Annotated in this window: 20 protein-coding genes and 1 riboswitch; of the genes, 8 read left to right on the forward strand and 12 right to left on the reverse strand. The window is 72.1% G+C overall.

The genetic code is table 11. From position 1 onward, the window contains the following. Together IEZ03_RS30530 and IEZ03_RS30535 are read left to right on the forward strand one after the other, a co-directional pair. The coding region (locus tag IEZ03_RS30530) for an RNA-guided endonuclease InsQ/TnpB family protein (RefSeq protein ID WP_189241250.1) at positions 1-606 on the forward strand (606 nt) is incomplete at its 5' end. Positions 607-730: 124 nt separating this feature from the next. After that, entirely contained in the window at positions 731-1,330 is a 600-nt protein-coding gene (locus IEZ03_RS30535) for a hypothetical protein (protein ID WP_184888968.1), read from the forward strand. An 11-nt stretch (positions 1,331-1,341) separates the two neighbouring features. Here IEZ03_RS30535 and IEZ03_RS30540 read toward each other — a convergent pair whose 3' ends face one another. Further along, positions 1,342-2,196 carry an ABC transporter permease gene (locus IEZ03_RS30540; protein ID WP_184888970.1) on the reverse strand — a complete coding sequence of 285 codons (855 nt, stop codon included), beginning with the start codon at positions 2,194-2,196 and terminating at the stop codon, positions 1,342-1,344. Further along, a complete protein-coding gene (locus IEZ03_RS30545) occupies positions 2,193-3,071 on the reverse strand; it encodes an ATP-binding cassette domain-containing protein (protein ID WP_184888973.1) in 879 nt (292 codons plus the stop codon). Before IEZ03_RS30545 ends, IEZ03_RS30540 begins: the two co-directional genes overlap by 4 nt. 93 nt (positions 3,072-3,164) lie before the next feature. Between IEZ03_RS30545 and IEZ03_RS30550 the strand changes: the two genes are divergently transcribed. Next, positions 3,165-3,923, forward strand: coding sequence for a TetR/AcrR family transcriptional regulator (locus tag IEZ03_RS30550; protein WP_184888975.1), 759 nt, complete (start codon positions 3,165-3,167; stop codon positions 3,921-3,923). 161 nt (positions 3,924-4,084) lie between these two features. Beyond that, complete coding sequence (locus IEZ03_RS30555) at positions 4,085-5,137, forward strand: hypothetical protein (protein ID WP_184888977.1); 1,053 nt, start codon at positions 4,085-4,087, stop codon at positions 5,135-5,137. 35 nt (positions 5,138-5,172) lie between these two features. Here the strand turns inward: IEZ03_RS30555 and IEZ03_RS30560 are convergent, their stop codons facing one another. After that, complete coding sequence (locus IEZ03_RS30560; RefSeq protein ID WP_184888979.1) at positions 5,173-6,489, reverse strand: family 43 glycosylhydrolase; 1,317 nt, start codon at positions 6,487-6,489, stop codon at positions 5,173-5,175. Between the two features lie 374 nt (positions 6,490-6,863). On the opposite strand from IEZ03_RS30560, the gene IEZ03_RS30565 reads away from it, so the two are divergent. Further along, a complete protein-coding gene (locus tag IEZ03_RS30565; RefSeq protein WP_184888981.1) occupies positions 6,864-7,184 on the forward strand; it encodes a MiAMP1 family antimicrobial peptide in 321 nt (106 codons plus the stop codon). 128 nt (positions 7,185-7,312) lie between these two features. Then, complete coding sequence (locus IEZ03_RS30570) at positions 7,313-8,503, forward strand: PLL family lectin (RefSeq protein WP_189241251.1); 1,191 nt, start codon at positions 7,313-7,315, stop codon at positions 8,501-8,503. 74 nt (positions 8,504-8,577) lie between these two features. Here the strand turns inward: IEZ03_RS30570 and IEZ03_RS30575 are convergent, their stop codons facing one another. From IEZ03_RS30575 to IEZ03_RS30585, 3 genes are all read right to left on the reverse strand, one after another. Further along, positions 8,578-9,567: a malate dehydrogenase gene (locus IEZ03_RS30575; RefSeq protein WP_184888985.1), complete on the reverse strand. Its 990-nt coding sequence runs from the start codon at positions 9,565-9,567 to the stop codon at positions 8,578-8,580. 198 nt (positions 9,568-9,765) lie between these two features. Further along, on the reverse strand, positions 9,766-10,983 hold the full coding sequence (locus IEZ03_RS30580) for an NADP-dependent isocitrate dehydrogenase (protein ID WP_184888987.1): 1,218 nt from the start codon (positions 10,981-10,983) through the stop codon (positions 9,766-9,768). 156 nt (positions 10,984-11,139) lie between these two features. Continuing rightward, the gene (locus IEZ03_RS30585; RefSeq protein WP_184888989.1) at positions 11,140-11,625 is read right to left on the reverse strand and encodes a DUF3017 domain-containing protein; all 486 of its coding nucleotides are present in this window, start codon (positions 11,623-11,625) and stop codon (positions 11,140-11,142) included. A 320-nt stretch (positions 11,626-11,945) separates the two neighbouring features. Here IEZ03_RS30585 and IEZ03_RS30590 point away from each other — a divergent pair, with 320 nt between their 5' ends. Further along, positions 11,946-12,674 (forward strand): FHA domain-containing protein, encoded by a 729-nt coding sequence (locus IEZ03_RS30590; RefSeq protein ID WP_132051483.1) that lies wholly within the window; start codon positions 11,946-11,948, stop codon positions 12,672-12,674. 181 nt (positions 12,675-12,855) lie between these two features. On the opposite strand, the gene IEZ03_RS30595 is transcribed toward IEZ03_RS30590, so the two are convergent. The 4 genes from IEZ03_RS30595 to purN form a co-directional block, all read right to left on the reverse strand. After that, on the reverse strand, positions 12,856-13,701 hold the full coding sequence (locus IEZ03_RS30595) for a bifunctional methylenetetrahydrofolate dehydrogenase/methenyltetrahydrofolate cyclohydrolase (protein ID WP_184888991.1): 846 nt from the start codon (positions 13,699-13,701) through the stop codon (positions 12,856-12,858). Between the two features lie 26 nt (positions 13,702-13,727). Then, positions 13,728-13,813, reverse strand: a riboswitch (ZMP/ZTP riboswitch). 33 nt (positions 13,814-13,846) lie between these two features. Then, positions 13,847-14,023, reverse strand: coding sequence for a hypothetical protein (locus tag IEZ03_RS30600; protein ID WP_184888994.1), 177 nt, complete (start codon positions 14,021-14,023; stop codon positions 13,847-13,849). 146 nt (positions 14,024-14,169) lie between these two features. After that, entirely contained in the window at positions 14,170-15,732 is a 1,563-nt protein-coding gene (purH, locus tag IEZ03_RS30605) for a bifunctional phosphoribosylaminoimidazolecarboxamide formyltransferase/IMP cyclohydrolase (protein WP_184888996.1), read from the reverse strand. After that, entirely contained in the window at positions 15,713-16,378 is a 666-nt protein-coding gene (gene purN, locus IEZ03_RS30610) for a phosphoribosylglycinamide formyltransferase (RefSeq protein ID WP_184888998.1), read from the reverse strand. The genes purH and purN overlap by 20 nt, the downstream gene beginning before the upstream one ends. A 126-nt stretch (positions 16,379-16,504) precedes the next feature. On the opposite strand from purN, the gene IEZ03_RS30615 reads away from it, so the two are divergent. Continuing rightward, positions 16,505-16,975 carry a hypothetical protein gene (locus tag IEZ03_RS30615; RefSeq protein WP_184889000.1) on the forward strand — a complete coding sequence of 157 codons (471 nt, stop codon included), beginning with the start codon at positions 16,505-16,507 and terminating at the stop codon, positions 16,973-16,975. Positions 16,976-16,999: 24 nt separating this feature from the next. Here the strand turns inward: IEZ03_RS30615 and IEZ03_RS30620 are convergent, their stop codons facing one another. Then, entirely contained in the window at positions 17,000-18,814 is a 1,815-nt protein-coding gene (locus tag IEZ03_RS30620) for a cell division protein PerM (RefSeq protein WP_229808688.1), read from the reverse strand. 219 nt (positions 18,815-19,033) lie between these two features. Further along, entirely contained in the window at positions 19,034-19,921 is an 888-nt protein-coding gene (gene sucD / locus IEZ03_RS30625) for a succinate--CoA ligase subunit alpha (RefSeq protein WP_184889001.1), read from the reverse strand. Positions 19,922-19,923: the final 2 nt, after the last annotated feature.

Consider the following 19,923-nt stretch of genomic DNA (forward strand, 5'->3'; position numbering starts at 1 on the left):
CCGGAGGTGGCGGCCGAGGTCGGGATCGATCTGGGGTTGACGCATTTCGCGGTGACCTCGGACGGCCGGAAGATCACCTCGCCGAGGTTCCTGCGCCGCGCCGAACGCCGCCTCCGCAAAGCGCAGCAGGCGCTGTCGCGCAAGCAGAAGGGATCGCAGAACCGGCGGAAGGCCGTCGCGAAGGTCGCGCGGATGCACGCCCGCGTCACCGATGCGCGGCGGGACCACCACCACAAGCTCTCCACACAGTTGATCCGCGACAACCAAGCGGTCTACGTGGAGGACCTCGCGGTGAACGGTCTCGCCCGCACCCGGCTGGCCAAGTCCGTACACGACGCGGGCTGGTCCCAGTTCGTCGCAAGGCTGGAGTACAAGGCCGAACGGCACGGCCGCACCTTCACGAAGGTGGACCGCTGGTTCCCCTCCTCCAAGCTCTGCGGAGCGTGCGGGACGGTCGCCGAAGCCATGCCACTGAACGTCCGCGAATGGGCCTGTCCGTGCGGCGCGGTCCACGACCGGGACGTCAACGCCGCCAACAACATCCTGGCCGCCGGACGGGCGGACAGCCTAAACGCCTGCGGAGGGACCATAAGCCCCTCCGCCTAGCGGAAGGCAGGACCCGGTGAAACAGGAAGCCACAGAAGTGCCGCACACGCGACACAGGCTGAATCTCCGGCCTTCGGGCCGGGGAGCGTGTCAACGTCCCAGGGGACGACCCGCTGGAGGACGCATGCCCGCACGACCGCGCCCGGTGCTCCGCGCGCTGTGGCGCGGGACCCGGACGGCCGCCATCGCCGTGCTCGGCCTGGTACCGGCGTCGGCCGCCTACATGCGGGGCGGCGTGACGGCCGCGGCCCTCCTCGCCATCTGCGGCTTCTTCGGCGCGGTCGTCGCGCTGGGGCTCCTGTACGGCGGGCGGCGGCCGCTCGGGTTCAAGACCGTGCCCCTGTCGCTCGGCGCCCTGGCGCTGCTCGTCCTCTACGGCGTCGGCGTCATCGCCGCACGGGACGTCGCGATGGCGCTGGTCGGCACCGACGCCGACGCGGTCGTGGCCCGGACGTGGACGACCCAGTCCCGAGGCAGGCCGCACCACCACTGCACGCTGCGCCGCACCGACGGCACACCGATCCCGCACGAGTACGGGTCGAACTGCGAAGGCCACGAGCCCGGCGACACGCTGCCGGTCGTCCTCGACCCGCAGGGCCGCGTCGCCCCGATCGCAGGCCCGAAGGAGGACATACCCGTGGCCGGACAGCTCCAGGTGGCGGCGGCCGCCGGCCTGGTCCTCCTCCTCTCGATCGCCATCGGCAGCCCGCCCCGCCGCCCCTGACCCGCCGGCTCTCAGGTGCGGGCCACCTTCCGGGGGAAGATCACGGCGATCAGCCAGACGGCCAGCAGCATGAGGCCGGCGCACCAGAGCATCCCCACCCAGAGCTCGGAACCGGGCGCCCGGCCGTTCAGCAGAGCGCGCGAGGAGTCGATGACGGGCGTCATCGGCTGGTGCTCGGCGATCGGCCGCAGCCAGGCGGGCATGGTCTCCACACGTGCGAAGCCGCTGGAGATGTAGGGCAGGAACAGCAGGATGAAGCCGTAGCCGGTGGCGGCCTCGGCCGACCCCGCCACCATCCCGAGCATCGCGAACACGCATGTGATCACCAGGATCCACACCGCGATGATCCCGACGGCGCCGAGGAACTGCGGGACGCTCGCGTCGGTGCGGAACCCGACGGCGAAGCCCACGAGGAGGACCACCGCGGTGGCCAGCAGGTTGCGCACCATCGACGACGCCGCGTGCCCCAGCAGCACCGTCACGGACGGGAACGGCATGGTGCGCAGCCGGTTCATGAACCCGGTCGTCATGTCGTTGCTGACCACGACGGAGGTGTAGGAGGCGCCGAACCCCGCCGCGATCAGGGCGACGGCCGGCAGGACGAACGCCAGGTACGCCTCGCGCGCCCCGGCCGCGTCGCCGCCCTCCCCGACGTCCATGGCGCCGCCGAGGACGTAGGTGAAGATCAGCATGAGCAAGACGGGCAGGAGGATCGCCATCAGCAGCGACTCGCCGTCGCGGAAGGAGTGCTTGAGGCTGCGGGCGGTGAAGACGCGCAGGCCGACGAGGAGCCCGGCGCCGCGCGCCGGAGGGTGCGGTGGCGCAGGAGTCACCGTTGAGATCGCGGTCCTCGGGGTCGTGGTCATGACGCCTGCTTTCCGGTGAGCTGAAGGAAGACCTCGTCGAGGGTGGGACGGCGGACCGTGACCCGGACGTCGGGCCGTTCGGCGGCCAGGGCGGCGAGGTGCCGGGAGATCTCCAGGGCCGTGCCGCGGGTGGCGATCTCCTCGGTGACCCTGCCCTGGCCGTCGTGCAACCGGATGGTGGAGCCGCCCACGCGTTCCTTGAGCTGGGAGGCGGTCCCGTCGGCGACGACGCGGCCGCCGTTCAGGACCATGATCCGGTCGGCCAGGACGTCGGCCTCTTCGAGGTACTGGGTGGTGAGGAAGATCGAGGTGCCGTCCCCGGCCAGGGCGGTGATCTCGTCCCACAGCGTCTGCCGGCTGCGGGTGTCCAGGCCGGTGGTCGGCTCGTCGAGGAAGAGCAGCCGCGGCCGCGCGATGAGGCCGACCGCGATGTCGAGCTTGCGGCGCATGCCGCCGGAGTAGCCGCTCACCCGCCGGCCCGCCGCCGCGGCGAGCTCGAACCGGTCGAGCAGGCCGGCGGCGCGGGCGGCGGTGTCGCGGCGGGAGAGGCCGAACAGCCGGCCCATCATGTGCAGGTTCTCGATGCCGGTGAGCCGTTCGTCCACGGCGGCGTACTGGCCGGTCAGCGAGATCAGGCGCTGGATCCTCCGCTTGTCCCGGCGGACGTCCAGGCCGAGGACGCGGGCGGTCCCCGAGTCGGCGGGCGTCAGCGTGGACAGGATGTTGACCAGCGTGGTCTTCCCGGCGCCGTTCGGGCCGAGGAGCGCGTGGATGCCCGGGGGGAGCGTCAGGTCGAGGCCCTTGATGACCTCGTTGCCCCCGAAGCCCTTCGTGAGCCCGTCGAGCTCGATCAGCGGCGAATCCGTGTATGACATACACTGAGTATGACATAAACAGTATGTGTCGTACACAGTGATCAGGTGCGCGCCAGGTCACGAGCGAGAACCACGAGTGAGAACATCGACCACATGGCAGACACGACCGGGACCGGCCTACCGCAGCCCCTCGCGATCGCCTGGGGCATGCAGGAGACCCCGCAGCGCGGGCCGGCACGCGGGCTGACCCATGACCGGATCATCGCGGCCGCCATCGAGATCGCCGACGACAAGGGCCTCGGCGCCGTGACCATGCAGGCGGTGGCGAAGTCGCTGGACTTCACCACCATGTCGCTCTACCGGTACGTGTCGAGCAAGGACGACCTCGTGCGCCTCATGCAGGACGCCGCGCTGACCTCCGCGGAGACGGTCGAACTGCCCGGCGACTGGCGCGACGCGATCAGGATGTGGGCGGGGCTGATCCGGGACGCCTACCGCGCCCACCCCTGGGTGCTGGAGATCCCGCGCGGGCAGACGACCGTCCTGATGCCCGCCTCGGTCCGGGCCGCCGACCTCGGGCTCGCGGCACTGTCGGGCCTCGACCTCGCGGCCGACGAGAAGGTCGCCGCGATCCTGCTCGTCTCCCAGCACGTCGTCTCCATGGTCGAGCTGGAGCGATCCCTCGCGGCGGAGGGCAGGCCCGCCATCACCTCCGCCGGAGTGGCCGCACTGCGGAAGGTCATCACCGCCGAGCGCTTCCCGCACGTCGGCACGATCATGGCCGCCGGCGGGTACGTCGTCGACGGCGAGTCGGTGGCCGAGGCCGAGGGCGTGGACGACGAGTACGAGTTCGGCCTCGACCTGCTCATCGCCGGCCTCGAAGCCCTCGAGCACCGCCGCCGCGGAGCCTAGGCGACGGCGTACGACCGCCCTTCACGGCCCGGCATCGGCGATCGCCCCGCAGTTCCCCTGACCCTTGCGAAAACGTCTAGTAATCAATCGACCACCCTTGGTTATCATGAGGGGGCGATCGGCTAGCACGACCGCAGAGAACTCAAGTGCAGAGGGCCGCCGTGACGACGACGACTGACGACGCAGCAGCATCCGGCGACGCGCGCCGCGCCGAGCTGGCCGCGGTGACGTGCACGGAAGAGCTGGCGAGACTCCTGGCCGAGCAGTACGCGCGAGCCGATGTCTCGCTGCGCGAGCTGGAGCTGCGGACCCAGCGGGCGGGCGGGATCCGGCTGGCACGGACGACCTGTTCGGACATGCTGGCCGGCCGCAGGTTCCCCAAGAAGGCGATGATGGTCGCCTTCCTGCGGGCATGCCAGGTTCCCGAAGAGGAAGTCCCCGACTGGGAGCGGGCTTGGGCACGGGTGAAGTTGTCCCAGGTTTCTGCGACACAGGTCTCCGCGACACAGGTCTCCGCGACGCGGGTCTCCGTGGCGCAGCCCGCGGAGGCCGACGAGGTGGAGCGGCCAGTCCCGTCTCCTCCCGGCGATGCCGGGGACGGCGGCGCAGCGGCGGGCCGGGACGTCCGGCCGGTCATGGCCCGCGCCTTCCGCGTCCAGAAGCCCACGCGGCGACGCGTGGTCCTGGTGGCCGGGCCGGCCGCCGCCTTGGGCCTGGTCGCGGTCATCGGCTTCACCGCGTTCACCGGCCCCCGTCCTCCCCGCACCGTCGCCGACGACGGCCGCGCGTTCACGACCGGCGGGTCGAGCCGGTTCTCGGTGACCGTCGATCCCGCCCACACCGAGATACGGCTGACCCGCCGACTCGACGCCATCATCGGGGGGCAGACCGCGACCATCACCGTGGACGGGGCCCTGGCCGGGGTATGGCAGCCCCTGCCCGCGGAGGCGCGGGGCTGGCGGGAGCAGAGCGTCATGCTCCCCCCTGCGCTGACCCGGGGGCACCGCCGGCTCACGATCACCAACACGTTCGTGTCCTCGGAGATGGACTTCAACGAGTTCACGTACTTCGTCGACCAGAAGGTCGACGGAGAGTGGTCCCGGGCCGACACCGTCGACGTCGGCCCGTACCACCCGGGCAGCGAAGCCGCGCACCAGTACCGCATCACCCGGCAGAACTGGGCCGGAAAACGCGACCTCAGCTACTTGGAGTGACGCATACCTGGAGTGGCGCACGCGCCACCGCGGTCTCACGCGATGTCGACGTAGTCCAGCTCGGCCCACCGGTCGCGGTGCTGAAAACGCAGGGTGTTCCAGCCTCGGGCCAGCCTGAGCGTGGCCGGCGCCTCTCTCCAGACGTCCCAGCCATGAGCCGGATAATCCAACACGAACTGGGTCCCGCCGTTCACCGTCACGAGGTGCCGGGCGTCGCCGTACCCGGCGGCGTACCCCACGCGCGCGGTGTAGTCCCCGGCGGTCGGCGCGAACACCCGGACGTCGACCCAGCTGTCCTCGTGGTCCAGCCCGGCGACGACGGCCCCCTGGGACGCTCCGGCGGCGCCTTCGCGGATGCGGGCGTTGTTCAGCGCACCGCCCTCGGCCTCGTAACGGGCCAGGCTTCCCCGGACGACGGGGCGGTCGTCCGCCCACCCCAGGTCCGCCCTGTAGGTCCAGCGCGCCCTTCCCTGCCAGCCGTGGAAGAAGATGTCGTCGCCGAGCACGTCCGCGCCGCCGGGGCCCTGCACCGCGCCGCCGAGGGTCTCGGTCGTCATCAGCGGCGGATGCGCCTTGGCGAAGGGCTCCGCCAGGGAGGTGGACGTGGCGTACCTGGTCGAGTAGCCGTTCCCGGTGTAGGCACCGCCCGCGAAGAAGAGCACGTACCGGGAAGGGCGCTTGACCAGCACGGGCGCCTCGATCACACCGTCCTCATCGGGATGGTCGTTGCGGATCAGCTCCCTGCGGGGGCCGACGAAGGCGATCCCGTCCGGACGCACCTGCTGCAGCCAGATGATCGAAGGCTTCCGGGGGTCAAGCGCGTTCCCGTCGCTCTTGTAGAGCAGGTACCGCCGGCCGTCGCCGTCGACGAAGCTCGCCGGGTCGATGTCGCCGCCCTCGGCCGCATCGCAGACGAGAGGGCCGGCGCCGACGGGCCGGAACGGGCCGAGCGGCCCGTCCGCGAGCGCGGCGCCGACGCACATGCGGGTGGTCGCGGCGCTCCGGGCGGTGAAGTACATGAGGTACCGGCCGTCCTCGCGCCGGGAGACGTCCGGTGCCCAGAAGCCGTGCTCCCTGTCCGCCCAGTCCGGCTTCGCGGGCAGGGCGTCGCCGCGCATCGTCCAGGGTCCGGCGGCCGACGGCGCGCCGGCGACGGGAACCGTGCCGGCCGTGCTGGTGGTGGAGTAGGCGAAGAAGGCGGAGCCGACCCGGAGCACGTCCGGGTCGGGGAAGTCGGCGGCGATGATCGCCGTGGGAGGCACCGCGAGCGGCGCCGCGGTCGCCGTTCCGGAGTGCGCCAGGGCCGCCGTCAGCACGGTGACCAGCAGCAAGACCGGGCCGCACGATCGCATCGCGCTCTCCTCGTACGTACGGGAGCGGACGGCCCGCGCCGCTCAGATCAACGATGACCACCAGCAGCCATGCGAACACTGTCGGTGATGGTACCTGGTCGCCGCTTCACTCTCGTCCGGCTGCGCCCTAGGCCGTCCTGCACCGTCCCGGACGAGGACCGCACGTGTCCGGTCGTGGCCGGACCTCGCGGCGCGGCCGGCCCAATCGGCGCCGCAGCCGGCACGGATCCGGCCGAGCCCGTCCGGGCTCGTCCGCGGTCCTGTTGGACACCGCACCGGCCGGGTTTTGCTCTGTCTCGGCGCCGGCCGATGCCACGGCCGCGACGCCGGACCATCCGACAGCTGCAGAGATGCAGCGTGCGACAGGAGAGATCATGAACAGGAAACGCCTGGCCCTGGTCCCGGCCCTCACCGCCGGGATCATCGCCTGCACCGCCGCCGCGGCCCAGGCCTCGACCATCGTCGTGTACGAGGGCAGCCACTTCTCGGGCGAATCGATGACCATCGACGCGTGCGGGCCGAGCGACATCCCCGAGCGGTTCCACGGCTCCTACAAGTGGTACGCGACGGGGCAGAGCGCCTCGATGTACAACCTGCCAGGCGGCAAGGGCCGCGTCCATCACAGGCTCAGCGCCCACTGGGACAACGAGCAGAAGACGCCCTTCGGCTGGAAGAGCATGATCATCCACTGCTGAGGCGACCTGCCCGTGCGATCGGGCACGCCGGCGTCCCGCCCACCTTCCGCGCGGACGCCGGCGTGTCCCGCAACACCCGCAACACCCGCAACACGCTGAAAACGTCATCGACAGGAGGAGGCTCCACAATGAAGCCCTGCCACGTTCCGCCCACCCATGATCCCGAAGTCATCAAGACCGTCTACCGGACCGGCCTGCGGCTCAAGGTGTCCGCCAAGGTGATGCTGGCCGGGTTCGAAGCCGGCTGGGTCGAGTCGCACATGAACAATCTCCACTGCGGGGACCGCGACTCCCTCGGGGTGTTCCAGCAGCGCCCCAGCCAGGGATGGGGCACCCCCGAACAGATCATGAACGTGTCCTACGCCGCGGAGCAGTTCTTCGTCCGGGCCATCCGCGTGGAGCAGCGCTTCCCCACGCTCACGCCCGGGCTGACCGCGCAGGAGGTCCAGCGTTCCGCGTTCCCGTCCAGGTACGACCAGCAGGAGGCCAAGGCCAGAGCCCTGCTGGAGGAGGCCGCGCGGAGCGTGGGCGAACCCGGACCGCGGCCGGAGTCCCGGGTGAGCGTCGGGGTGCCGTCGGTGGTGGACACCGGACAAGGGATGGTGGTGTTCGGGGTCGATCCGGCCGGAGGCGTCACGCATCGATGGCAGAGCGGCGCGGGCGGCGCCTGGTCGGCGTGGACGCCGCTGGGCCGGCCCGCACCGGGCGCCGTCGGACGGCCGTTCCCGCTGGTGGGCCGCTACGGCAAGCTCGTGGTCTTCGTCCGGGGCGCCGACGGCGCACTGTGGCACACCTGGCAGTCCGAGGAGGGGGCGTGGGCCCCCGACTGGGCACCGCTCGGCGGCCGCCTGGCCTCGGATCCGGCGGTGGTGCTGTCCCCCAACGGCGCGCTGTCGGTCTTCGCCCGCGACCCCGACGGCCGCCTCACCCACACCTGGCAACACGGCCCCGAACAAGGCCACCGCTGGAACCCGACCTGGGCCGACATGCAAGGCGACCTCCAAGGCCGCCCCACCGCACTCATCGGCCGCGACGGAGGAATGGTCGTCTTCACCCAAGGCACCGACGGACAACTCCACCACCGCTGGCAAACCGGAACCGCCGGCCCCTGGTCCACCTGGACACCACTCGGCGGCCGCATCGCCGACGACCCCGCGGTGGTCCTCAACCCCAGTGATGACCTGTCGGTGTTCGCCCTCGACCCCGGCGGCCATGTCACCCATACCTGGCAGCGGGGCGCCGGGCACGGACACGCATGGAACCCGGCCTGGGTCGACATGGGAGGCGACCTCGCCCGCCGCACGGCCGGCGTTCCGTAACGCCGGGCCGCGGAACGGGTCGGACGCGAACGAGCCCCGGACCTGCGCGGTCCGGGGCTCGTCTGCGGAGTCGCTCAGATGAGGCCGAGCTTGCGGACGGCGTCGCGCTCCTCCGACAGCTCGGCGACCGAGGCGTCGATGCGGGCGCGGGAGAAGTCGTCGATCTCCAGGCCCTGCACGATCTCCCACTTCCCGTCCTTGGCAGTCACCGGGAAGGACGAGATCAGGCCCTCGGCGACGCCGTAGGAGCCGTCCGACACGACGGCCATCGACGTCCAGTCGCCGTCGGCGGTGCCGTTCACCCAGGTGTGGACGTGGTCGATCGCGGCGGACGCGGCCGACGCGGCCGACGACGCGCCGCGCGCCTCGATGATCGCGGCGCCGCGCTTGGCGACGGTCGGGATGAAGTCGTTCTCCAGCCAGTTCTGGTCGTTGACCGTCTCGGCGGCGTTCTTGCCGGCGATCTCGGCGTGGAAGATGTCCGGGTACTGGGTGGCGGAGTGGTTGCCCCAGATCGTCATCCGGCGGATGTCGGAGACCGAGACGCCCGCCTTCTTCGAGAGCTGCGCGAGCGCGCGGTTGTGGTCGAGGCGCGTCATCGCGGTGAAGCGCTCGGCGGGGACGTCCGGCGCGTGCTGCTGCGCGATCAGCGCGTTGGTGTTGGCCGGGTTGCCGACCACCAGCACCTTGATGTCGTCGGCCGCGCCGGCGTTGATCGCCTCGCCCTGCGGCTTGAAGATGCCGCCGTTGGCCTCCAGCAGGTCGCCGCGCTCCATGCCCTTCGTCCGGGGGCGGGCCCCGACGAGCAGCGCGACGTTGGCGCCCTCGAACGCCTTGCCCGCGTCGTCGAAGATGTCGATCCCGGACAGCAGCGGGAACGCGCAGTCGTCCAGCTCCATCGCGGTGCCCTCGGCGGCCTTCACCGCCTGCGGGATCTCCAGGAGCCGCAGGCGCACGGGTACGCCCTCGCCGAGCAGGTGCCCGGACGCGATGCGGAACAGCAGCGCGTAGCCGATCTGGCCCGCGGCGCCGGTGACGGTGACGGTGACTGGGGTGCGAGTCATTCCTTCTTCTCCTGCTGCTGTGTCCGGAGCCCGCCGCCGCGCGGGTTCTCTCGCCATCGAGATATTTCCGGGCTCAGGTTATCGCGCGTCCCCTACCCGCCATCGCCCAGGTGCACCACCCGGCATGGCGGACATGCCCCCGAACACGCGGAAGGCCGCCCCGGACGAATCCGGAGCGGCCTCCAAGCCACGGCGGGGTCAGCCGTTGATCTTCTTCTGGAGGTTGGTGTCGAGGGCCTCCAGGAATTCCTGCGTGGTCAGGAAGGGCGTGTCGCGCCCGACCAGGAGGGCCAGGTCCTTGGTCATCTGGCCGCTCTCGACGGTGTCCACGCAGACCTGCTCCAGCTTGCGGGCGAAGTCGCTCACCTCGGGCTGGTCGTCGAGCTTGCCGCGGTGCTCGAGGCCGCGGGTCCAGGCGAAGATCGACGCGATGGGGTTGGTCGACGTCGGCTTGCCCTGCTGGTGCTGCCGGTAGTGCCGGGTCACCGTGCCGTGCGCGGCCTCGGCCTCGACGGTCTTGCCGTCGGGGGTCATGAGGACGGACGTCATGAGGCCGAGCGAGCCGAAGCCCTGCGCGAGGGTGTCGGACTGCACGTCGCCGTCGTAGTTCTTGGCGGCCCAGACGAAGCCGCCCTCCCACTTCAGCGCCGCGGCGACCATGTCGTCGATGAGGCGGTGCTCGTACTCGAGGCCCTTGGACTCGAACTCGGCCTTGAACTCCGACTCGTAGATCTCCTGGAAGATGTCCTTGAAGCGGCCGTCGTAGGCCTTCAGGATCGTGTTCTTCGTGGACATGTACAGCGGCATCCCGCGCTCCAGCGCGTACCGCATCGTCGCCCGCGCGAAGTCGCGGATCGAGTCGTCGTAGTTGTACATGCCCATGGCGACGCCGCCGCCGGGGAAATCGGCGACCTCGAACTCCATCGGCTCCGAGTCGTCGGCGGGGGTGTAGGTGATCGTCACCTTGCCCGGGCCGGGGACGACGAAGTCGGTCGCCTTGTACTGGTCGCCGTGCGCGTGGCGGCCGATGATGATCGGCTTGGTCCAGCCGGGGACGAGCCGGGGGATGTTGGAGCAGATGATCGGCTCACGGAACACCACGCCGCCCAGGATGTTGCGGATCGTCCCGTTCGGGGACCGCCACATCTTCTTCAGGCCGAACTCCTCGACGCGCGCCTCGTCGGGGGTGATGGTCGCGCACTTCACGCCGACGCCGTGCTCGCGGATGGCGTTCGCGGCGTCGATCGTGACCTGGTCGTCCGTGGCGTCACGGTGCTCGATCCCCAGGTCGTAGTACTTCAGGTCGACATCGAGGTAAGGCAGGATCAACTGGTCCTTGATGAATTTCCAGATGATCCGGGTCATTTCGTCGCCGTCGAGTTCGACGACCGGGCCCGCTACTTTGATCTTGGGCATGCTGTTGCTGTCCCTTTCCTACACCTGGCCAGCGGTGAGCCCTTGTCATCCACGATGGGCGGTATGGCGGTGTCGCGCCGCCGGGACACCCCGGACGAAAGGGACTCGGTCCTTGTAAGGCTCAACTGGCAAGGCTATCCGAGGCGCTCGGAAGGTCTAGACCTGCCCTCGGCTTTGCGGTGGGCCATGACCACCTTCACCTGGGACGACGCGGTCGCCCGGGGGGCCGGCCCGGCGCCCGCCGACGAGCAGCCTCACCGTGCGGGCCAGCAGGACGAGCAGGATCAGCACGCCGAACGCGCCCGCGAGGATGAGTCCCGTCTTGTGCATCGGCGGGACGCTGAGCGAGACGAAGGCGACCATCTCGCCGAGGATGACCAGCGTCCAGCAGTCGATGGACCGGCTGCGGACCGCGAGCGGCCCGAGCTGCGACTCCGGCAGCAGCAGCCGCGCGAGCGCCCCGATGAGCAGCGCGGCCGCCATGAGGCCGGCGCCCTTGCGGAAGTAGTTGAAGGCGCAGAGCGTGAGGCCGGCGCCGACGCCGCTGAGCACGATCAGGTACGGCAGCTGCGCGAGCCAGCGCGGCGCGGCGCCCCTGCCGCGCGGCGCTTTGCGCCGCCGCCGATGCACCTGAGTGCTCATACCGTCCTCCAGCCCCCGCCCACCGCCATTCAACGGACGAGCTCCGCTCGGCTCAAGTCACGGTATAGGCATTCGGTTTCCTGCACGACATCCTCCCGAAGCCTCCGGTCGGCGCGCGCGGCGCGGCGATCTTCCACCGGTCCGGGCGCCCGGCTTGTGGCCCGGCGCGGAAAAGGTGGTGGGACGGGTGGGGCGGAAGCGATGCCCGAGAGGCCGGGATGCCCCGCGCCATCGGGGCTACTCGCCAGTAGGAGGGTGTGACGGTGACGCGCCCGGGTAACCCGGCAGACAGGGGTCGCTAACTAGCTGGGAGGACTGCCGTGGAGGGGCCGTTCATGCGGATCGAGGACAGCGGGCTGGTGGTGCCGCTGCGCCCCGACGTTACGACGGTCGGGAGAGGGAGAGGAGTCGACGTACGCCTCGACGACCCGAGTGTGTCCCGTTTGCACGCAGAAATCGTCCGACGCGGTCCGTACGTCTACGTGGTGGACATGGGCCTGTCCCGCAACGGGACCCGAGTCAACGGCAGGCCGATCGCCCGCCGTGTCCTGGAGGACGGCGACGTCGTGAGCTTCGGCACGGCGCGCTGCCGGATGGGGGGGATCCCCCGTGAGGAGGTCGACCCGGACGTCGAACTCCGGCGCGCCGTGGCACCCGAGCTCACCCGCCGCGAGGTCGACGTGCTGACCTCGCTCTGCCGTCCCGCACTGTCCGACGAGGCGTTCGTGGCCCCGGCCACGGCGCGCGACATCGCCGGAGAGCTGGTGGTGACGGAGGCGGCCGTCAAGCAGCACCTGCTGCGCCTCTACCAGAAGTTCCGGATCCCCGAGGGCGCCAACCGGCGCACGCGGCTCGCCAACGAGGTCATCGCGATGGGCCTCGTCCGGCCGCTGCCGCCGGTGCACGTCCCGCAGGGCCGCCCGCCGATGGACGGGCGGGTCCCCGGGGTCCGCGGCACGACCGAGACCCGCAGGGCGGGCACGGGACACGGTCACGCCAACGGTCCGGGCCGCCCGGCGCCGAGCGCGGCGGGACGGAGGGCCAGCTGAGGTGAGCCTGCGGTCGCCCTCCCGGCAGCGCGATACGAGGGCGATCGCTGAACCGGCCCGTGCGGGGCCGCGCGTGTGACGGCGCGATCCCGTACCGGGAAGCAGTCGCGCAGGCCGTCACCGGGGTGCTGGTGGCGGCCTTCGCGTGCGTACGGCGGAGCGGGTCGGAGCCGGCGGCGGGTCAGGCCCGCTCGGCGGCCTCGACGACGTTCGCCAGCAGCATCGCGCGGGTCATCGGGCCGACGCCGCCCGGGTTCGGCGCGACCCACCCGGCGACGTCGCGGACGTCGGCGGCGACGTCCCCGGCGAGCTTGCCGTCCACCCGGGACACGCCGACGTCCAGCACGGCGGCGCCGGGCTTGACCATGTCGCCGGTGATGAGGCCGGGCACGCCCGCGGCGGCCACGACGATGTCGGCGGCGCGGGTGTGCGCGGCGAGGTCGCGGGTCGCGGTGTGGCAGAGCGTGACGGTGGCGTTCTCGGAGCGGCGGGTCAGCAGCAGGCCGAGGGCGCGCCCGACGGTGATGCCGCGGCCGACGACGGTGACCTCCGCACCCTTGATCGGGACGTCGAAGCGGCGCAGCAGCTCCACGATGCCCTTCGGCGTGCAGGGCAGCGGGCCCGGCTGCATGAGGACGAGCCGCCCGAGGTTCGTGGGGTGCAGGCCGTCGGCGTCCTTGGCCGGGTCGATGCGTTCGAGCACCCGCTGCTCGTCCAGGCCCTTCGGCAGCGGGAGCTGGACGATGTAGCCGGTGCACGCGGGGTCGTCGTTCAGTTCGGCGACGGCGCGTTCGACCTCGTCCTGGCTGGCGGTGGCGGGCAGGTCGCGGCGGATGCTCTCGATCCCGACCTCGGCGCAGTCCCGGTGCTTCATGTTGACGTAGGAGTGGCTGCCGGGGTCGTCGCCCACCAGCACGGTGCCGAGGCCGACGTGCACGCCGCGGTCGCGGAGCGCCTCGACGCGTACCTTGAGGTCGGAGCGGATCTCCGCGGCCGTGGCCTTGCCGTCCAGAATCTGTGCCGTCATGCGTTCCTCCGCGGTCTCGCCGGAGGCCCGTCCACCCAGGCGCGCGGTGTCCGGACCGTCGATCGCTCCCCGGTGGTGATCCACCTTGACCGCGCCAGTCGCGTGAAACCCATGGTAGTCGGCGGTGCGCCGGCCCCCGGGACGGTCAGTCCTCGGAGCGGCTGCGCCGGGCGATGACGCGGTCGGTGCCGTGCCAGCCGATATGCGCGGCCAGGACCGCGGCCAGGAAGGCGGCGAGCAGGCCGATCACCTGCCGGGACTCCATCAGCAGCGTGTCCGCCTGGTAGACCGAGGCCACCACGAGCGACAGCAGCACATCCATCCGCGCCTCCAGCAATGCGAACGTCGCGCCGGGGTCAACGGACAGTCAGGGGACGCGACGAGCCCGAGGCTACCCGCAGAAATGACGGTGGAGAACGCCTAAACCCGGTGCGTCGGTGTTCTCCGCCACACCGGGCCGGCCGCGCGTCAGTGGAAGAAGTGCCGGACGCCCGTGAAGTAGAGGCTGATCCCGGCCTTCTCGGCGGCGGCGATCACCTTGTCGTCGTTGACCGAACCGCCGGGCTGGACGACCGCCCGCACGCCCGCTCCGGTCAGCACCTCCAGGCCGTCCGGGAACGGGAAGAACGCGTCGGACGCGCCCACGGCGGACGCGGCGCGCTCCGCCCCGGCCCGCTCGACGGCGAGCCTGGCGGAGTCGACCCGGTTGACCTGGCCCATGCCGACGCCGACGGTGGCGCCGTCCGCGGCGAGCAGGATCGCGTTGGACTTCACCGACCGCACCGCCCGCCACGCGAACGCCAGGTCGGCGAGCGTGGCCTCGTCCGCGGCGCCGCCGGCCTTGAGCTCCCAGGTGGCCGGGTCGTCGCCGGAGGCGTCGACCCGGTCGACGCTCTGCAGCAGGACGCCGCCGTCGATCCGCCGGTACTCCGACGCGTTCGCGGGCCCCTCCGGGCAGCGCAGCAGGCGGATGTTCTTCTTGCGGGTGAGGATCTCCAGCGCGCCGTCCTCGAAGCCGGGCGCGACCAGGACCTCGGTGAAGACCTCCGCGACCTGCTCGGCCATCGCGGCGGTCACCGGGCGGTTCACCGCGATGACGCCGCCGAAGGCCGACAGCGGGTCGCAGGCGTGCGCCCTGCGGTGCGCCTCGGCGGCGTCGGCGCCGATCGCGATGCCGCACGGGTTGGCGTGCTTGATGATCGCGACGGCGGGCTCGGCGAAGTCGTAGGCGGCGCGGCGCGCGGCGTCCGCGTCCACGTAGTTGTTGTAGGACATCTCCTTGCCGTGGAGCTGCTCCGCCCCGGCGAGGCCGCCGCCCGACGCGTCGGTGTAGAGCGCGGCGCGCTGGTGGGGGTTCTCGCCGTACCGCAGGACGTTCGCGCGCTCCCACGTCACGCCGAGGAAGTCGGGCCACTGCGCTTCGGCGGCCGTCTCGTCGGGCGCGTAGCTGCTCGCGAACCAGGACGCCACGGCCACGTCGTAGGACGCGGTGTGCGCGAACGCGAGCGCGGCGAGGCGGCGCCGCTCCGCGAGCGTGAAGCCCCCGGCCCGCACGGCGTCCAGGACCGTTCCGTAGGCGGACGGGTCGACGACGACGGAGACGCTCGCGTGGTTCTTCGCCGCGCCGCGGACCATCGTGGGGCCGCCGATGTCGATCTGCTCGACGCACTCGTCCGGCTTGGCGCCCGAGTCGACCGTGTCGGCGAACGGGTACAGGTTCGCGATGACCAGGTCGAACGGCTCGACGGCCAGGTCGTCGAGCTGCTGGAGGTGCTCCTCTTTGCGGCGGTCGGCGAGCAGTCCCGCGTGCACCTTCGGGTGCAGGGTCTTGACCCGGCCGTCCAGGCACTCGGGGAACCCGGTGAGCTTCTCCACCTTCAGCACCGGGACCCCGGCGGCGGAGATCCGTCCCGCGGTCGACCCGGTGGAGACGAGCTCCACGCCGGCCTCGTGCAGGCCCCGGGCGAGGTCTTCCAGCCCGGTCTTGTCGTACACGCTGATCAGCGCGCGCTTAATCGCCACCCGACTCACCGGCCGAGCTCCCCTCTTGATCGGACGAACAGGTCCTGCACTTCATGGAGACCCGCCTGCCGCGCGCGGTCCAGCCGTCGCGGGCCAGCCGTCCGACGACGTCGACCAGGAGCCGGCGCTCCACCCGCTTGATGCGCTCGTGCAGGGAGTCCTCGTCGTCATGCCAGCCCACGGGGACGGTCTCCTGGGCGATGACGGGTCCGGTGTCCACGCCTTCGTCGACGAAGTGAACCGTACAGCCCGTCACCTTCACCCCGTACGCCAGGGCGTCCCGTACGGCGTGGGCGCCGGGGAACGACGGCAGCAGCGCCGGGTGGGTGTTGACGGTCCGGCCGCCGAACCGGGCGAGGAAGCGCGGACCGAGGATCTTCATGAAGCCGGCCGAGACCACGAGGTCGGGTTCGTGCTCGGCGACCGCCTCGGTGAGCGCGGCGTCCCAGTCGTCACGGGACGGGAAGTCCGGGATCCGGACGGTGAACGTGGGCAGTCCCGAGCGTTCGGCGCGGGCGGTTCCGCCGATATCGTGGCGGTCCGCCCCCACGGCCACCACTTTCGCCCCGTAGGCTGGATCCGCGCACGCGTCGAGCAGCGCTTGTAGGTTGGTCCCCGCGCCGGAGACGAGGACGACGAGCCGGGCGGACACCATGACTCCCTGGTGGACGTTAAGGCGGGGGTTCGGCCATGACGAAGCCTATCGGGCCAGCTCGGCGCGGCTTGACGGCAGACCGCGCGGACCGCGTCCGGTTCCGCACCATTCCAGGAGGAACGACACGTGAGCGAGCAGCCGGGCCCTCCGGTCCAGCCCGAAGACCGCCCCGGCGGGCGGCCGGCGGGTGAGCCGCCCGCGGGACAGCCCCGGACGCAGCGCGGCGGATGGCGCGCGCTGTGGCTCGGCGGCATCGCGCTGCTGACCTCGTTCTTCTTCTATCCGCTCGGCCTGGTGCTGGGCATCGCGGCGCTGGTGGTGGGCATCCGCGCCCGCCGGGCCGCGCGCGACGCCAGCGGCTCCGCCCCGGGCGCCGTCCCCGGCATCGTGCTCGGCGCGGTCGGGCTGGCGTTCTCGGTGCTGTCGGTCTCGCTGACGGTGTTCCTGTGGTCGGAGCTGAGCGGCTACCAGAACTGCCTCAGCACCTCCAACACCGCGACCGACGAGCAGGCGTGCCAGGACGAGTTCTACCCCAGGATCGAGGACAAGCTCGGCCTGCCGTCCGGCAGCATGGAGCAGTACGGCGACCTGCTCTAGCCGCGGGCGGGCCTGCTCGTGGGCCTACTCGCGCGGCTCGCCGTGCTCGCCGGGAGGCGGGTCCTCGCGCAGGACGTAGATGGCGCCGCCGCGGTTCTCGGTCCGCCCGGGATCCTCGCGGGGCGGCGGCACGTGCCGCTCCGCGGCCTCCGGCTCAGCCACGGGTTCGGCGGGCACGTCGTCCACCAGATGGCCTTCGACCACGACCGTCCCGTCGCCCGGCGGCGGGGCGGGCTCCTTCGCGGGCCGCTTCTCGTCCCGGGCCGGCGGTTCGGCGCCGGGTGGCGGGTCCGCCTTCCGGCGGGTGCGGCGGCGGGGCGCGAGGAGGGGGTCGGCCTCCTCGAACTCCAGCGGATCCGGCGCGAACGGCGCCCTAGGGGCGGGCGCGGGCGTGCTCTCGTAGTCGCCCGGGACGGGCGCCGACAGCGGCATGGGCGCGGGGACCTCCCGCGAGCGCGGGCGCTTCCCCGGCCGCTCCCCGGCACGGCCCTCTGGACGTTCCGCGCGCTTCGCGGCCCTGGCCTCCGCGCGGGCGGGCCGGCGCAGGATCATCGAGTTCGCCGCCCACGCCGCGATCGCCGCGGAGATGCCGACCTCCAGCGCCGCCAGCAGCCCGACCTGCCACGCCGAGGGCCCCACCGTCGCCATCCGCCCGCCGCCGAGCGGGCCGCCCGACAGCGCGCTCAGCAGCGCCACCACGGCGCCGGTCAGCGCCCCGCACACGAACCCCCACATCGGCGCCCCCTCCGACACCGGGGCGGGCAGGGACCGGATCGTGAGGACGCCGCCCACCGCGCCCGCGACGAACGGCGCCGCCAGCGCGAGCAGCGACACCGCGGGCGCCGGACCGGGATCGGGCAGCGCGGCCAGCGGCGGGAACGCCGGGACGGCGTCCAGGAACACCCCGGTCGGCGACACGCTCGTCCCGGCGCCGACGGAGAAGCCCGGCCCGACCGCGTACGCCACGCCCCAGATCACCGCGTTCGGCAGGAACGCCAGCTCCACCATCAGCAGCAGGACGCCGCCGACGACACCGGGGGCGAGGAGGTCGTACAGGTGGCCGGCGTCCGGCATGTTCACGGCGAGCGACCCGCCCACGAGCAGCGCACCCGAGGCGAGCAGCACCGACAGCGACCCGGCCACGCCGATCACCAGCGAGCGCGGCCGGTCCGGCAGCAGCCGCAGCAGCGCGCCGAGCCCGGAGCGGACCCGCTGCCCCCGCGCCTCCGCCGCGACCTGCGCGGCGACGACGGCGCGCGCGGCGCCCAGCCCGCCCGCGACGACCGCGACGAGGAACCCCGCGATGAGCGCCTGCCACGCCGACGGCCGCAGCTGCGGGGACGTCGCGGCCAGCGCGAGCAGCCCCGCCAGCCCCGCGTAGGGGCCGGCCAGCGCGAGCGCGACCTGCACGACCGCCTTCCGGGGCCGGTGCGGCAGCCCGGCCTCCCGGATCATCCACCCGCCGCCGCGGTACAGCAGCGCCCCGGGCAGGACGACGACGCCGAGCGGGAGCAGCCCCACCCGCCCCTGGTCGTAGGAGAAGCCCGCGTGGTGGGACACGAGCCAGAAGTTGACGGCCGACCGGAAGACCCCGGCGAGGCCGTCGCCGAGGGCGGTCTTGGGCGCGGCGATCCAGCCGACCAGCGTGACGGTGGTCAGCACGGCGAGCCCGATCCCGATGCACCACAGCGCCGCGACGAGCCCCGTCACGTACAGCGGCCGCGCGGCCGGGGGCGGCGGGCCGTCCGGCCGGCGCGGCGCGGGCACCCGTTCCGGACGCCGCGGCGCCCGTCCCGCCGCCTCGGGGGTGGCACGCCGTCCAGGGCTAGGTTCGCTCACCCGCTACATGCTGACACCACGGCACCGCCCAGGAGCCCCGCCGGGCCCGGCGTGTCGCCTTCGTCATCCCCCGCCGCCCACCCCCCGTCCTCGTTGACTTGCGGCGTGTTGTTGTTATGGAGCGCTCCATAACAACAACACGCCGCAAGTCAACGGATCGGTGGGGGAAAGACGCGACGCCCGCCCCGGGCGGGGCGGGCGTCGCGTCTTTCGGTTGCGTTAGAGGTTCCGCATGATCTCTCGCATTAGGACGGCGGTCTCGCTCGGGGTCTTGCCCACCCGGACGCCCACCTTCTCCAGCGCCTCCTTCTTCGCCTCCGCGGTGCCGGACGAACCGGACACGATGGCGCCGGCGTGGCCCATCGTCTTGCCCTCGGGGGCGGTGAACCCGGCGACGTAGCCGACGACCGGCTTGGTCACGTGCTGCTCGATGTAGGCGGCGGCGCGCTCCTCGGCGTCCCCGCCGATCTCGCCGATCATGACGATCGCGTCGGTGTCGGGGTCGTCCTGGAACGCCTGGAGGGCGTCGATGTGGGTCGTCCCGATGACGGGGTCGCCGCCGATGCCGACGCAGGTGGAGAAGCCGACGTCGCGCAGCTCGTACATCATCTGGTAGGTCAGCGTGCCCGACTTGGACACCAGCCCGATGCGGCCGGGGGTGGTGATGTCGGCCGGGATGATGCCGGCGTTCGACTTGCCGGGCGAGGCGATCCCGGGGCAGTTCGGCCCGATGATCCGCGTCTTGCCGCCCTTCTTCTCGGCGTAGGCCCAGAAGTAGGCGGTGTCGTGGACGGGGATGCCCTCGGTGATGACGACGCAGAGGGGGATCTCGGCGTCGATCGCCTCGACGACGGCGTCCTTGGTGAACTTCGGCGGGACGAAGACGACCGACACGTCCGCGCCGGTCTGCTCCATCGCCTCCTTGACGGTGCCGAGGACCGGGAGCGTGGTGCCGTCGAAGTCGACGGTCTGCCCGGCCTTGCGGGCGTTCACGCCGCCGACGACCTGCGCGCCGGAGGCGAGCATCCGGCGGCCGTGCTTGGTGCCCTCGGAGCCCGTGATGCCCTGGATGATGATCTTGCTGTTCTCGGTGAGCCAGATGGCCATCG

It is taken from the genome of Actinomadura livida, assembly GCF_014648675.1.
Taxonomy (GTDB): Bacteria; Actinomycetota; Actinomycetes; order Streptosporangiales; family Streptosporangiaceae; genus Spirillospora; species Spirillospora livida.